Source organism: Microbacterium sp. TNHR37B (assembly GCF_001620065.1).
Lineage (GTDB): Bacteria > Actinomycetota > Actinomycetes > Actinomycetales > Microbacteriaceae > Microbacterium.
Genome location: NZ_LQGV01000003.1, coordinates 143,871 through 159,090, shown reverse-complemented (window position 1 = coordinate 159,090; position 15,220 = coordinate 143,871). Strand labels below are relative to the sequence as shown.

At 69.6% G+C, this 15,220-nt stretch carries 9 protein-coding genes; 3 read left to right on the top strand and 6 right to left on the bottom strand.

From position 1 onward, the window contains the following. Nucleotides 1–144: 144 nt before the first annotated feature. From AVP41_RS09030 to AVP41_RS09015, 4 genes are all read right to left on the bottom strand, one after another. Nucleotides 145–2,205: an acyltransferase family protein gene (locus AVP41_RS09030; RefSeq protein WP_067163504.1), complete on the bottom strand. Its 2,061-nt coding sequence runs from the start codon at nucleotides 2,203–2,205 to the stop codon at nucleotides 145–147. 86 nt (nucleotides 2,206–2,291) lie between these two features. Next, on the bottom strand, nucleotides 2,292–3,335 hold the full coding sequence (locus AVP41_RS09025) for an LCP family protein (RefSeq protein ID WP_082829129.1): 1,044 nt from the start codon (nucleotides 3,333–3,335) through the stop codon (nucleotides 2,292–2,294). Further along, a complete protein-coding gene (locus AVP41_RS09020; protein ID WP_157532437.1) occupies nucleotides 3,332–6,115 on the bottom strand; it encodes a glycosyltransferase in 2,784 nt (927 codons plus the stop codon). The genes AVP41_RS09025 and AVP41_RS09020 overlap by 4 nt, the downstream gene beginning before the upstream one ends. 170 nt (nucleotides 6,116–6,285) lie before the next feature. After that, nucleotides 6,286–8,670 carry a CDP-glycerol glycerophosphotransferase family protein gene (locus AVP41_RS09015; RefSeq protein ID WP_067163498.1) on the bottom strand — a complete coding sequence of 795 codons (2,385 nt, stop codon included), beginning with the start codon at nucleotides 8,668–8,670 and terminating at the stop codon, nucleotides 6,286–6,288. Nucleotides 8,671–8,823: 153 nt separating this feature from the next. On the opposite strand from AVP41_RS09015, the gene AVP41_RS09010 reads away from it, so the two are divergent. Further along, nucleotides 8,824–10,770 carry a glycosyltransferase family 2 protein gene (locus AVP41_RS09010; protein ID WP_067163496.1) on the top strand — a complete coding sequence of 649 codons (1,947 nt, stop codon included), beginning with the start codon at nucleotides 8,824–8,826 and terminating at the stop codon, nucleotides 10,768–10,770. 9 nt (nucleotides 10,771–10,779) lie between these two features. On the opposite strand, the gene AVP41_RS09005 is transcribed toward AVP41_RS09010, so the two are convergent. After that, nucleotides 10,780–12,084 (bottom strand): O-antigen ligase family protein, encoded by a 1,305-nt coding sequence (locus AVP41_RS09005; protein ID WP_067163493.1) that lies wholly within the window; start codon nucleotides 12,082–12,084, stop codon nucleotides 10,780–10,782. Further along, the gene (locus AVP41_RS09000; protein WP_067163490.1) at nucleotides 12,081–13,481 is read right to left on the bottom strand and encodes an O-antigen ligase family protein; all 1,401 of its coding nucleotides are present in this window, start codon (nucleotides 13,479–13,481) and stop codon (nucleotides 12,081–12,083) included. Before AVP41_RS09000 ends, AVP41_RS09005 begins: the two co-directional genes overlap by 4 nt. Before the next feature lie 39 nt (nucleotides 13,482–13,520). Between AVP41_RS09000 and manA the strand changes: the two genes are divergently transcribed. Together manA and AVP41_RS08990 are read left to right on the top strand one after the other, a co-directional pair. Further along, on the top strand, nucleotides 13,521–14,675 hold the full coding sequence (gene manA, locus AVP41_RS08995) for a mannose-6-phosphate isomerase, class I (protein ID WP_067163488.1): 1,155 nt from the start codon (nucleotides 13,521–13,523) through the stop codon (nucleotides 14,673–14,675). A gap of 143 nt (nucleotides 14,676–14,818) precedes the next feature. Next, nucleotides 14,819–15,139 (top strand): WhiB family transcriptional regulator, encoded by a 321-nt coding sequence (locus tag AVP41_RS08990; protein ID WP_082829128.1) that lies wholly within the window; start codon nucleotides 14,819–14,821, stop codon nucleotides 15,137–15,139. The last annotated feature ends 81 nt before the right edge of the window (nucleotides 15,140–15,220 follow it).

The following is a 15,220-nucleotide window of genomic DNA, read 5'->3' as shown; positions in this document are numbered from 1 at the left end:
CAGCCCACCCCATGATAGGAGGCCGTCCGCGGCGGCATCGACTCCGGGTGGCGTCGTCCGCTGACCGTTCCGCAGGGCACCGTCCGGGGGACCCGCTTCTTCACGTGACCGCGAGCGGCCGTTAGCGGTGTCCCGGTCGGCCCGTCAGTCCAACCACGGCGCCGCTTCGCGCAGGGCGGCGTCGAGCGCGGTGGCCAGCGTGGCCGAGTAGGTCGCGGTCATGTGGTCCTGGTCGCGATAGGCGAGCACATTGCCGACGATCGGATCGCATCGCGTCTGCGTGCAGAAGGCGTCCGTCAGGTCCAGCAGAGTGACCTCGTCCGACAGGCCGGGCTCGTCCCGCACCGGCGAGGTGGGGAGGAACACGTCGCTGCGATCGCGCCCGCACGATGCCGGATCGGCGGCGTTCTCTTCGACGCACTCGGGCACATCGCCGAGGAAGCGTGGAGTGTCGCGGATGGCGATGACCGGGACCCCGCCCTCGGCCAGACGCGCCCACGCGTCCACCTGGCCCGGGTAGGAGATCTCCACGTCGCCTTCCACCTCGGGGGTCTTGGTCGCCACCGTGAACACCGCGTCGGGATGCAGGTCGATGAGATAGGGGATCGCCTTGTCGTTCCAGGAGTGGCAGGACTCCGACAGTCCATCCTTCCCGCCGGCGCGCGTCGTGAGGCGGCAGCCGTCCTTGTCGACGACGACGAGGCTCCACCCCCGCGCCTCGGCCACCGCCTTCAGCGCGGGGTACCAGTGCAGCACGTGCGATCCGCCCGACATGACGATCGTCCGACGAGGCGAGCTCACGGAATCGTCTTCGCAGGTGAGCACCTCGTCCATGCCCGGTTCGCTGCGCCATTTCTGCACGCAACCGCGCTCGTAGAGATCGGGCAGGTCGTCGAACGCGGCATCGACGCTCGGGCGGAAGGGCGTGTCGGCGTCCCAGGTGGGCGGCGGGGTCTCCGTCAGTGCACGAGCGCCGGGATGGTCCGAGGAGGGGGCCGCCGCCGTGGCGAGCTCCGCCTCACGGGCGCGTTCGAGAGTGAACACCCCCGCTCCCACCACGAGCACGACGGACAGCAACGCCGCCGCGGGAGCGAGGAGCGTCGCGCGGGGTCGCCAGGACACACGCAGGCGGAGTGCCGGCTCGGCGATGAACTTCTGGGTCGCCCACGCCAGGGTGACCGAGATCGTCAAGACCACGACAGCGCCCAGGACACCCACGCGCGACTGGTCGCGGTACTCGAGGTAGGCGATCAGGATCGGCCAGTGCCAGAGGTAGAGCGGGTATGAGATCCGGGCGAAGAAGCGCAGCGGCGCCCACTCGAGCATGCGGTCGGGACCGACGCGGGTCGGCTCTCCCGAACTGAGGATGACGAGGCTGACCCCGATGATGGGCCACAGAGTCCAGACACCGGGGAAGAGGTGTGCTCCGTCGATGAAGAAACCACTGGTGACGATCAACGCGAGCCCGGTCCACCCGAGGACGATGCGAGCGACCTGCGGGAGTGACAGTCGTCCGGCGACGAAGGCGAGCAGACAGCCGACGCCGATCTCCCAGAAGCGCGTGAACGAGTTGAAGTAGGCCACCGGCTGGTCCAGGCCGGTCAGCGCGATCGCATAGACGAACGACGCGATCGTTGCGACGGCAGTGACGATCCCTACCCACGTGGCGGGCCGGCCACCGAGGCGACGGGCCAGCACTGCCAATGCGAGCACCAGGAACGGCCAGACGAGAAAGAACTGGCCCTGCACCGACAGCGACCAGAAATGCTGGAGCGGGCTGGTCGACGGGCCCGCAGCGCCATAGGAGAGCTGCGAACCGATGAGCTCCCAGTTCTCGTAATACAGGGCCGATGCGATCAGCTCGCGCCCCGTCTGCACCCATCGCGTCGTGGGAGCGATGAGGAGGGTCATCACGGCGGTGAAGATCAGGACGACCAGCGCCGCCGGCACCAGCCGCAACAGCACACGCCCGAAGTGCGCGGTGAGGAATCGTTCCCCCGGGCGTTCCGTGCGCTTGAGCATCGAACGGGTCAGGAGGAACCCCGAGATCAGGAGGAAGACGTCGACGCCACCGGAGACGCGTCCCTGCCCGAAGAGGTGGAACAGGACGACGAGGGTGAGCGCGAGCCCGCGCACACCCTCGATCTCGGCGATGTAGCCGGGTCGACGGGCGCGGGTGGTCTCAGCGGGGGAGTTCGGGTGCACGGTGTTCGGAAGGTGTCGGGAAGCGGGCAGAGCAAGTCTAGGGGTCTGCGCCGCCGCGCCCCGACCCCGGGGGCGTGAGCGTCCGGTCAGAGCTTCGGCGGCTCGTACTCGGACAGCGTGCCGTCCCGGAGGGCCTTTCGCACGACGTCGATCTGATCCCAGTCCGGCAGCACGACCGACTGCCCGCTCCGCCATCCCGTGCCCAGCGTCGGCGAGGTGAAGAAGTGAACGTCGCTCGAGCGGATGTCACGCGCATTCCACAGCGTGGACAGAAGGTACCCCGGGTCCACCCCCGCGTCGACGGAGAGGAACGGTGAGACCTCTCCGACGAGGCTGCTCATGCGGAACGGGTTGAGGAGCGTGTCGGCGCTCAGGACTTCCGAGAGCAAACCCTTCATGAACCGCTGCTGGTTGGCGGCACGCTGGTAGTCGCCCGTCGCGAAGGCCTTTCGCTCGCGGACGAAGGCCAGGGCGTCGTCCCCGCGAAGGGTGATCTTGCCCTCGTCGAAGTGCTCGCCCGAGACCGCCGTGAACTCCTTCGGGTTGTCGACGGTGACCCCTCCGAGGGCGTCGGCCATGCCGGCGAAGCTCTCGAAGTCGACGATCGCGACATGGTCGATGCGCGCGTCGATGAACCTCTCCACCGTCTCCACCACGAGGGGCACGCCGCCGAGGGCCATGGCGGCATTGATCTTGGCCTCGCCGTGTGCCGGGATCTCCACCCAGTTGTCGCGCATGATCGACATGACCGACACGCTCTGGTGGTCGGCCGGGACGTTGACCACCATGATCGTGTCGGAGCGGCCGGACACCTCGTCCTCGTCGCTCGAGCCACGCGTGTCCGATCCGAGGAGGAGGATCGTCTGCGCCCCCGCCACCGCCGCGGGGCGCTCGCCGGTGGGGAAGGCGTCCTGGATCTTCTCGGCCTTGTCGAAAGAGCTCCACAGATTCCATCCGAAGAGGCCGACGACGACCACGACGACGGCGAACACCGCAAGGACGCTGAAGAAGGCGACCTTGATCCTGTCCCGCTTCTTCTTCGGCTTCGGTGTCGAGGCGGGCTCGCCGCCGACGACCGGGAGCACGGCAGTGGTCGCTCCGGTCCGGGGAGCGTCGGGGGGTGTGGTCATGGCCTCGATTCTGACAGCGCTGCCTGGACCAACCCTGACGGGTGCTGCGGCCTGTCGGCCGGAGACTCCGGCGATGACCACGGCTCGATGGCCGTGCGAGCCAGCTCCAGCATCTCCCGATACTCCGGAGTCGAGAACCGTTCGAGCGTCGTGTAGGCGGCGTCGGCGAATCGTCGTACGGCGAGGTCGGATCGCCCGGCCAGGGTGAACAGGCAGGAACTCGACACGCCGACGACCGCGCCCGGGAGTGCCGAAGGCGTCAGCAGCGCCTCGACCGGAACGCCCGGATGCTCACGCCAGATCTCCACCCGTGGGTCGCTCGACCATCGTCCGCTCCATACGTCCTCGCTCGCTCGGGGATGGGGCCGGACGACCACGCGCGCGCCGGAGTCGACCAGGCGCGCGATCATGGCGTCGTTGAGTTCGCGCTCGACGTCGCGGGTCAGCCCCGCGTGCCGCAAGTGGTCGGCGAAGTTCTGTGTCGTGACCAGGACGGTGTCCGGCGAGAACGCGCGTGGCACGGCATCCCAGGCGGCGGCGACGGCGGAGAAGTCGGGTCGAAAGCGTCCCACGTGCAGCTCTGGGAAGCGGACGCCGGGAAGGTCCGCGCCGTACTGCGGCGGCGCCGGGAGAGCATCCCACAGCAGGTCGACCGTCGCGATCCTGCGGATGTGGAACGCCTCGGCGCAGTCGCCGGAGAGCACCCGGTCGCGCAGGCCGTCGTCGACCATCTTGATGGGCTTGGGAACGTACGATCCGAGCCCGTCTTCGAACAGATGCACCGACGCGCCGTCGAAGGTCTCGTAGAGCAGTTTCTGCGCGCGCGCCGACATGAAGGCGGGAATGAACACCCGGGTCGCTCGGAGCGGGGCGAGGTGCGCCCGGAAGGCACGCTGCGCGCGCCGGAGGTCGTCGGTTCCCGGATCCCGGCCGTAGACCCGGCGGTAGGTGTCGGTGACATCGACGACCCGCGCGAAACGGCCCGTGCGGACGGCGAGGTCCTTCACGCGTGCGCCGAAGTCGGACGCACCTCCGGTCGAGTAGACGAGGGCGGTCAGCGGGGGTGCGTCGGGGGAGGAGTAGACCTGGTCCCAGAGCGCCAGGCCCGTCACCAGCTGGGTCGGACTGTTGACGATGAACACGATCGCATCGGACGCCGCGCCGGTGGACGGGCTCGTCGTCGGCGCACCCCGCCGCCAGGCTCGCCAGCCCCGCGCGACACGGGTGAGCCCCGGTACCCGTCGGAGTGCCCGGCGGAGTCGGCCACCGATCAACACGGCGTCTTTCCTGCGGACAGTGCGGCGAAGGCCGCGAATCGTCCGCAGGAGCGTCCGCCGCTCGAGCGCCGCGTGCGCCGCGACATCGGTGGCGACGGCCTGCACGTGTGCGTCCCCGTGGAGGAGCGCCGCGACATCTCGGGGGGCGAGGATCGAGGGGGCCTCCGGTGCCCGGCTGAGGTGCAGGGTTCCGGACGATTCGTCCACGCCGATCGGACGGTATCCGAGCCGCAGGGCGGGAGCCGCCGCCCGGAGTGCCGCCACGAGGCCGCCCTCCGCGGCGGAGGAACGCGTGGTCGGCGACCACGCGGCAGGGTCGGCGAGGGCCAGGGCGATCCGTGCCTCTCGTCCTCCCTTCCCGTCCAGGAGGGCGCCGGGATCCCCGCCGGTGAACGCGGGCACCCCCGTCGCGCCGTGCGCGGCGATCCGGACGAGGGACTGGAGGACGCTGTCGAACCGTTCCCGGAAACGCGCCTGAGAGAACTCCGCCCCGTAGCGCTCCGCGGCGGCGGCCACCCGCGCTGCCGTCGCGGCGGGCTCGGTGACCGTTCGCCGGAGAGCGTCGGAGAGGGCCGCCACGTCGCCGGGCGCGAACAGTCGAGCGGACGCGTCGTCGACCATCTCCGGGATCCCGCCGACGGGGGTGGTGAGGATCGGAGTCTGCAGCTGCATCGCCTCCAGGAGGACCAGCGGCATCGCCTCCGACTCGGAGGGACACACCAGTGCGTCCGACGCGTAGATGTGCTCCAGCACCTCGGCTTTGGGGAGCTGCCCCGCGAAGGTGACGGCATCGGCCACGCCCCATTGTGCGGCGTGCGTGTGGAGCTCGGCGAGGTAGTCGGGCTGCGTCGCGCGGCCGAACAGGCGCAGGCGATAGCGCCGGTCCGGGTCCTCGGATCGCAGGCGTGCGATCGCCTCGATCGCGGTGCGCTGTGCCTTGCGCGGCTGCACGGTGGCCACGACGCAGAGATTCACCTCGTCGTCTCGGTATCCGAGCTCGCGGCACACGTCCTCGCGGGCCCGCGAGGACATCAGCGTGGCGATGTCGGGTTCCTCCGCACACGTATTGGGGAGGAAGAACTGCGGTTTGGCGGCGATGTGGGGGTAGGCGTTCCACGCCGCACGGCAGTTCTCCGACACGAAGATGTAGGCGTCATGGGCGGGCATGAGGTGGTGGACGACGTTGTCTCGATTCCACACGTCGGTCCCGTAGTGGTCGTAAGCGGCGGGCTCGTCGTGGACCACCACGACCCGCAGCGCCCCCTCGTGCTCGGGGAGAGGACCACCCGGCGCGTGATGGCGGAAGGAGCCCAAGCCGTTGCTCAGCTGCAGGAGGGGCCTCTGACGGCGGTACACCGCGTCAGAAGAGGAGGTCGTGACAAGTCGCTCGCCCAGGTCGACCGGCACGCGGTTGGCCATGACGAGCGTGGACAGTGCCGAACGAGCCAATCCGTCCAGATAGAAGGTGTCGGTGAAGGCGATCCCCGAATCGAGTCGGCTCACGTACTTCGTCAGATAGACGACGTCCGCGGGGTCTCGGGGCAACTCATCTGCCCGAAGCAGGACTGGCGTCTGGACAGTCGGCCTCACGTGCACGTCCCTCCTGCGGGACGGAAACGATGGCCGACCACGCGGCCGCGATGGTAGGGGGCGCAGGTAGCCGGAAGGCAACGTCAGGGTAGACGGCGGGTGTGCGAGCCGTCGACGGCGTCACGCAGGCGCTGCGCGATGGCGTCCGCGCAGGGGGTGGCTCCGGCTTCCGGGATCGGGTCCCCCGGCACTTCCACCCAGCGGCGGGCGAAGGCGAGGGCATCCGACGCGGTCGCCGCCCCGGCGGAGACGGCCGAGGTGACCTCCTCGATCGTGCGCACGATGGGACCGGGGAGATCGGTGCGGTAGTCGAGATAGAAGTTCCGCGACGACAGGTACTCGTCGAGGTCCGGGGCGAGGAAGTAACTGGGGACGCCGACCACGGCCGCTTCGTACAACGCGGAGGAGTAGTCGGTGATGAAGAGGTCGGCGACGTGCAGCATCTCCTGCGTCGAGAAACCGTCCGCCGTGTCGACCTCGTTGCCGAAAGCGCCGTGCATCAGCGGGTGGAGCTTGACGACGGTATGCACCCCGAGAGTCGAGAGCGACTCCGACAGAGCGGCGACATCGACGGTCATGGTGCCATCGAGCCGGAACGTCGGCGCGAACAGGGCGATGCGCGCATCGCGAAGGTGGGGATGGCGTGCGTAGATGCGTTCGCGTATCCGGGCGTGGCGCGCCGGGTCTCGAAGGCGGTCGACGCGGGGGAGCGGGGCCACCGCGACGCGTGCGATGTCCGTCCCGAACGCCTCCGCATACGCGGGCCGGCACTCCTCGGAGCTCGTCAGCACGAGGTCGTATCCCTGGTGCATCCGCATGGCGGCAGCCAGCCGGGAATCACGGCCCTCCTGCTGTCCCAGGATGCTCAGGCCGAACTTCTTGAACGCGCCCAGCGCATGCCAGATCTGCACGACCGTGAGGTCGGGCTTGTGGCGCAGCACGCTGGCGACGATGGCGTAGGTGTCGACGACGAGCACCCGGGCCGTGGCGACGTGATACAGCTGGGCGAGCATGTGGATCGAGTAGCGCACTTTGCCGACGATCCCCGGCGGCACCATGCGCACGAGGGAGACGACCCGGATACGGGGGTCCACTGCCGCCAGCGCCGCGCGGAGGTCGGCGAAGTCCTCGGGCTCGGTCGGATGCTCCCGGCTGATCATCACCACCTTGCGTCGGCTCGGGAGCAGCTTCAACGGTGCGTAGACGAGGTTGAGGCCCGTGCGGGCCGCCCAGGCGGTGAGGAGCTGACGGCGCATCCCCCCCGTGACGCGGGTGGGTTCCGGGGTGCCGCCGGGCGCGAGCGCGGCACGGTCCACCGTGACGGCGGGACGGAGCAGGATCTCCCGGACGACTCGTTCGCTGGCGTGCCCGTCGCACGCCGAGAGGAACCGCTCGCGGAAGGCGGCCGTCGCCGGGCCCGTGCGAGCGGACCGGATGGCCTCGGCCAGGTCCTCGCCTCGTTTGACGAGCGGTCCCATGAGGAAGTCGCTGAACGGGTAGTAGAAGTCGCGAGAGGCGGTGTAGTCGTCGATGTCCGGGCAGAAGAAGACGACGGGGCGGTCCAGCAGCGCGTACTCGAAGATGGCCGACGAGTAGTCCGTGATCAGGACGTCCGACGCCATGAGCAGGTCGTTGAGCTCCCGCTCGTCGGAGGCATCGATCACCCCGGGAGGGATGACGGCGTCGCGAACGAAGGGGTGCATCTTGACCAGGACGACCCACTCGTCGCCGAGCTCTGCGAGCACCTGATCCCACGGAATCTGCTCGAGGTCGTAGTAGGCCGTGAGCTGTCCGTTCCCCCGGAAGGTGGGAGCGAACACTGCGATGCGGCGGTCGGCGGGGATGCCGTAGCGGTCCCGAATGCGTGTCGCCGTCCGTGCGATCACCTCCGCGTCGAAGAAGACGTCGGTGCGGGGAATCCCGAGCGCGTGGACTTTGGCGACATCGATGCCGAAGGCTTCGGCGTAGTTGGCACGTGTGGTCTCGGCTCCCACCAGCGCGTCGGTGTAGTTGCGGTGTGTGAGCGAACCCTGCACGGGGCCGCCGGGCAGGTCGACGCGACTCCACCCGACCTTTTTGAACGCGCCCGACGCGTGCCACACCTGCAGGAGCCGCGTCTCCGGTCGCAACCGGAACGGGTAGATCAAGGGATAGAAGTCGTCCAGCACGACCGTCTGCGCACTCGCGATCAGCCAGGGCAGACGCAACGTGTCCCGCAGCCGCCGACGCGCGCCGAGGTTCGGCTTGAACAGTCCGAAGATCTCCGCGTCGGGGCGCTGCCGTCGGAGCTCGTCGACGAGGAAGCCGAAGTTGCCGGAGAATCCTGCCCGGGAGTCCGAGAGGAACACGGTGCGGTCGCGGCGCACCGGGACGATCCGCTTCGCAATGGCGTATGCGGTCGCGTACGGGGCGAAACGCCACCGGTGCAGAAGCGCGCTTCGCCTCAGAAACCGGCGGAGAGCGTGCACGGGGGCCCCTTCTGATGGTCGACGGCCCGGAAGAGGCCGCCGTCGACGACGGCGCTCCGCGGTCGGGCACCGCGGACGATTCTAGCGTCCGCGCCCGGTTGACCACCTAGGGTGCCGGCCGTGCCGGTGCGTGCCGAACCGTAGACTCGACGTATGCCGTCCGACGCTCCGGTGACCATCACCGCGATCGTGCCCCTGCACGATGTCGAAGCGTTCGTGGGCGACTTCCTCCGCTCGCTCGAGCGCCAACGACCCGGCGATTACGATCTCGACCTCGTCTTCGTCGACGATGCTTCGCCCGATTCGACCGCGCGGATCGTGGCGGAGTGGATGCAGACCACGGCGCATCGTACGGTGCTCCTCCGCCAGCCGCACGGCGGAGTGAGCAAGGCGCGCAATCACGGTCTCTCGCATGCCCGTGGTCAATGGGTGACCTTCCCCGACCCCGACGATCTCCTCGATCCCGGCTACTTCGCGGCGCTCGCGCAGTTCCTCCGGACCGCCGCGGAGGACGTCGATGTCGTCAGCGCGAACATCTTCCGCGTGTTCGATCCCGATCCGCAGTTCCAGGATGTTCACGCTCTGCGATTCCGCTTCTTCCAGGGGTCGCGAGTCGTCTCGCTCGAGGACGAGCCCGACATCTTCCAGCTCAATGTCGCCACGGCCCTGTTCCGGAGGGACCGGCTCGTCGAGACCGGCGTCACCTTCCAGTCGGGCCTCCATGCCTCCGAAGACGCCCTCTTCGTCAGCCGGTTCCTCCTCTCACGCCCTCATGCGCGGATCGGATTGGTGGCGGAGGCGCGGTACGGCTACCGCAAGCGCGCCAGCCGGGACTCCGCGGTCGATTCGTACCAGGACGACCCGAGTGCCTACATCGACCGGTTCCGCGACGGCTATCTGCCGATCCTCGAAGAGGCCGCCGCCTCCGGTGGGGTGCCCGCATGGCTGCAGTCGATCCTGCTGTACGAATGCCAGTGGCTCCTGCCCCGCCAGCTCGACCCGCAGACCTACGCGGCCGGACTGGATGCACAACAGCGACGCGACGCGCGCGACGCGGTGAGCGCGTGCCTGGCGCATGTCGACGCTGACCGGGTGCTGCGCTACGACGCCACGGCACTCCCGCTCGAGTCGCGACTGGTCGTACTGGCCCTGTCCGGACGACGCGTATGGAACTGGGTGGGGTACTACGCCGAGCGCCCCCGCCCCGGACAGCGTCGGGTGACCCTTCGCGGCTACACCACCGAACCCGAGGAGCGCGTGCTGGTGCTCGCCGACGGGAGGCTCCGCGAACTGCAGGCGGTGAAGGTCCGTCCCCTCGACTACTTCGGGCAGACCAGGCTCTACGAGCGGGCGCTGCGGGTGCCGTCGACCGCCGATGCCGTTCAGGACGGCGATCTGCTGCGCCCCGTCGTCGTCGCTCGCGCGGGGGAGACCTGGGTGCAAGCCGCCGAACGTCATCGCCGAGCCGTGACCGGGCAGGCCGTCCAGTCGGTGCCCAGCCAGCCGGGCGCCGTACGTGTCTGGAAGTTCCGGAAGGTGCGGTGGCGGGGCCCGGTGCGACTCAACGCTCGGGAGAACGTCATGGTGCTGGCGGCACGCGCTCGGCATGACCTCCGGGTGGGCAAGGCCTTCCTCGATCGGTTTGCGCCTCGATCTCCCGACGTGTGGACGGTCGTCACCGACGACCCCGATCTCGGCCGGGGGATCCGCGAACGGGCGGCAGATCACGGTGTCCGCGTCCGCCTCGTTTCCACACGCGGCGGTCGAGCGGGGCGGGGCCCGCGTGGCCGCGTGCGAGGCCTTCTCGGCGAGCTTCGCAGCGGCGTGGTCCTGGCGACGTCGGTTGCTGCAGCGGCGTCTCTGCCCGCGACGAGCGCACGACGGGTGCTGTTGGTGCGGGGCGCGATCCAGGCCTCGCAGCGCGTGGGGATCGACGCGCTGGGCCCGGACCTCGTCGTCACCGACGATGCGGACACGCAGGCACGCCTGCGCGAGGAGTCATCGCTCTTTCCCGGTCAGATCGTGCTCGTTCCCCCCGCGGACGGAGCGGAGGGCATCGTGCGCGCCCTCATCTCCACACGCACGGGAGCGCGCCGCTGACGCGGGTGGTCACTGGATCGGTCGCGGCGAGCGCCACGCCGGTGATTCCGGCCCGGTGTCCAGTCTGCTGCGCCAGCCGCGCACGAGCGAGGCTCGGGTCACGCAGACGACCAGGAGGAACCAGCCGAACCCGCCCAGCAGGGAGCTCGTGACGACCGAATCGGCCAGCAGCGTGATGATCACCAGCGCCGGCCAGGTGTAGACGGTCGAGCGTCGTTCCGACGCCGTCACCCACGCGCGGGCGAGCCCGAGCCCGGCGACACCGACGAAGAGGACCACTCCGGCCGCGCCGGCCTGCAACAGCATGTCCATCCACGCGTTGAGCGCCGAGGTGTGGTTGGTGCCGGTGGCGAAGCGGATGATCGTGTATGGCAGCTGGTGGTCGGGCCAGGTGCCGACCCAGCCCCATCCCTGGACGGGCCGGTCCGCCGACATGTCGAGGACCTCGTTCCAGAGCTTTGACCGGGTGAGGAAGTCGGGCTCCGCGTTCAGCCAGTACACGAGCGGTCGACGGAACGTGTAGACGAGGATTCCGCCGATCGCGAGCGCTCCGGCGATGCCCCATTGCAGGGCCGTCCGCCCGGCCGGTGGCGTGTGTCGCACGACGGCGAGGATCCCGATCGCGAGCCCCGCGATCACGGCCATCCCGAGGACGATGGGGGAGCCCGTGAAGACGGCGAGCACCGCGGCCAGCGATACCGAGTAGGCGGACAGGCCCGGCGCGACGGACCGCGTGCGCCACTCGACGACGAAGGTCACCAGCGCGATGATCGTCACCAGCCCGAGCATCGTCCGGGTGCCGAAGAGCCCCTGGATCGGACCGCCCTCGGCGAGGTTGCCGGCGATGCCGAGGAAGGGGACGGGCACGTCCAGCAGGATCCCGCTCAGGATCTCGATCGCGAGGGAAGCGGTGAGGAGGAACCGCAGCGCGTCGCCGGTGGAGCGGACGGTCTGGAGCGTGTCGCGGAACTGTGCGACGACGACGGCGAGGAAGGTCGGCGCCGCCAGCTGCAGCCAGCCGCCGAGGGTCGCACTCACCGACCTCGACCAGAACACGGTCAGCAGCAGCCACACGAGCAGCAGCAGCAGGGTCGTGGGCATGATCTCGAACGGACGGAGCTCGCGCCGACGAGCGACCAGCATGGCCGCTCCCAACACGCACAGTCCTGAGATCACCGCTCCGTATCCGGCGTCGCCCATCAGCTGCCGGAGCAGGTGCGTCGAGAACAGGGCGCCGATCGTGGTCGTCGCGAACGCGGCGGCCAGGGCCGAGGAGCGCAAGAAGCTCAACGCGTCGGAGGAGACCGGCTTCATGGGGTCGTCAGCCGCTCACCCTGCTCGCCGACGAGGCGTTGCTCGGTCGGTCCGCGCCCCACGAGCGGGGCTTGCTTGATCTTGAACGCCAGGAGGACGAGCAGCATCCAGCCCCAGTTGAGCAACGGGGTCGACTCCGCGAGCCCTTGGACGAGCAGCTGCGCAGCCACGAGGGTCGGCAGGAGCGTCAGCGGGGAGTATGGCCGGTCGGCCACGAGATCCCAGCGGGGGCGGTCGATGGCGAAGAACCACGAGCGCCAGATGAAGGCGAGATAGGTGAGCGCCATCACGGCGACGCCGATGGCCCCCAGCTGGAGGAAGACGTCGAGCCACATGTTGTGGGCCTGCATGACGGTCTGGCCGTGGTCGACGATCCAGCGGTCGAAGGCGGGCTCGGTCGGCACCCACGGCGAAGAGAATCCCCAGCCCCAGAGGGGGCGCTCGGAGGCGCGCGCGGCAACGGCGGCCCAGATCGACTCGCGTCCGGTGAGGTCGGACGAGCGCCCGAGGATCGCGAAGATGGCGTCGCGGGCATACCAGAGGCCGGCCAGTCCGCCGATCGCCACGACCGCGTACAGCACGTAGAAGCGTGTGCGCTCGCCCGGGCGGCGGGTCGTGCGCATGAGGAGGACAGTGACCAGGACGACAGCGGTCATCGCGGCGGCGAGATACGCCGTCGCCGATCCGGCGCGGACGAAGAGGAAGAGGGCGAGCGCGAACCACCCCACCAGCAGCACGCGCCGAGGCGCTCGGGCGGCGAAGCGAATCGCGAACACCACCATGCCGAGGAGGGCGACGTAGGCCAGCGCGTTGGAGTTTCCGAACAGGCCCTGGATGCGGCCGCCGTCGAACAGGTTGTCCCGGCTCCACAGCACGATCGGATCCTCCACGCCGCCGTCGGGACGCACGAACTGCGGCAGGATCGGTCCTTGCCAGATCAGGGAGACCCACAGTTCGAAGACGAGCGAGAGAACGAGGATCCACTTGAGCGCCGATGCGAGCGCTCGGACGATCTCGCGCCAGGTGAGGACGGCGGCGACGAAGAAGCCCAAGACGGTGGTGCTCACCAGGACCGCGAGGGTCAGCGCGCTCGCGCCCAGCCAGTGCGACCACGACAACGACAACGTCGCGAGCACGACGTAGCCCACCGCGAACCACGGGAGACGCCGCCACTGCACCGGAGGACGGAGGACGATCCACAGCACGAGGGAGAGCAACGCCGAGCCGAACACGGCGACCCCCGTGCCCACGGTGCCGAGCACCATCAGCCATCCGGTCCCCGCCAGGCCCCCGGCCAGCACGAAGATGCACCATCCGCGCAGCAACAGATGACCCGTCGTCTCTCGGATCGGCGCGGCGGGTGGGGCGGTGATCGGGTGCTGGGTGTGAGAGGTCATCTGCTCTCAGGCTATCGCGGGCGACTCTAGGCTGAGAGGGTGCTGATCCCGATCTCCAACGTCCCGCGCGCATACGCCTGGGGCTCCACGACCCTAATCCCCGAGCTGGAGGGCCGCGAGCCCGACGGAGCCACCGAGGCGGAGATCTGGTACGGCGATCATCCCGGCTCTCCCTCGCGCACGCCCGACGGCGTCACGCTGGATGTCCTGCGGAAGGAACGCGGCGAGCCGGCGCTGCCGTTCCTGCTCAAGGTGCTCGCCGCCGGCCAGTCGCTGTCGATCCAGGCGCATCCCTCGCGCGCGCAGGCCGCCGAGGGATTCGCGCGAGAAGAAGCGGCGGGGATCGCACGTGACGCACCCGAGCGCACCTACCGCGACGCGAACCACAAACCCGAGATCATCGTGGCGCTGAGCGACCGCTTCCGCGCTCTCGTCGGGCTTCGGCCGCTGGCGGACACCCGCCGGCTGCTGGACGCGCTCGGCGACGGCCCCGGCCCGGAGGCGCTGCGTCGTCGGCTGCAGGGCGACGACGAGCCGGCGGCCCTGCGGGAGACCCTGGCCTGGGCGCTGTCGGGGGAAGCCGGTGACGCGGTGGCCGACATCGTCCGCGCCGTCCGCGTGGCGACCTCGGAGGAGTTCGCAGAGGAACTCGACGTGCTGCGCCGGATCTGCGACGACTTCCCCGGTGACGGCGGAGTCGTCGTCGCGCTGTTGATGAACCTCGTCATCCTCCGGCCCGGGCAGGCTCTGTTCGCGCCCGCCGGCGTCCTGCATGCCTACCAGGACGGACTGGGCGTCGAACTCATGGCCGCCAGCGACAATGTGCTGCGCGGAGGGCTCACGCCCAAGCATGTCGATGTGGGCGAGCTCCTCCGGATCCTCGACACCCGGCCTGCGGCTGCTCCCGTCCTGGAGCCCGAGCTGGTCGACGGCCTGGCCCGTTATGACGTCGGGGTCCCCGACTTCGCGCTGACGCGGGTGACGGTGAGCGAGGGGGCTGAGCGTCGCGTGGGGATCGCGGGTCCCGCGATCGCCCTCGTGACGCGGGGCACCGTCCGAGTGGCCTCCGCCGACGATGAATCGGTGCCGGTCGAGGTGACGCCCGGCGGAGCCGTCTTCGCCAGCGCGGACGAGAGGGCTCTCACGGTGTCCGGCGACGGCGACGTCTTCGTGGCGCAGCCCGGCGCGGAGTGACGTGTGCGACACGCCCGGGCGTGTCAAGAAGCTTCAATCCCGCATTGAGGGTTTACGATCTGCGACTTGACCTGATCGAATGACACGGGTGTAATTAATCCCACACGCGCAACAGCGCAAGGCGACACAGGTGGGAGAGCGATATGGCGGCTTACCGTTCCGGCGTCCCCGAGAATTGGTTCGTCGACCCCGTCAACCTCGGAGTCCCCGGCGTTCGTCGGGTGTCCGACGCCGAGGAGGATGGCGCTCTCGCCTGGCAGTCCGATGCGTTGTGCGCTCAGACCGATCCCGAGGCCTTCTTCCCCGAGAAGGGCGGATCCACTCGTGACGCCAAGCGCATCTGCACCTCGTGCGACGTGCGTGGCGAGTGCCTCGAGTACGCCCTCCAGAACGACGAGCGTTTCGGCATCTGGGGTGGTCTCAGCGAGCGCGAGCGCCGCAAGCTCAAGCGCCGCGCGGTCTGAGCCCCGACGCGGCGGCGCGACTCCCCATCCCGGGAATCGCCGCTGCGGCCGCCGGGTACGGCCGCTGCCGCGTCTAGGCTG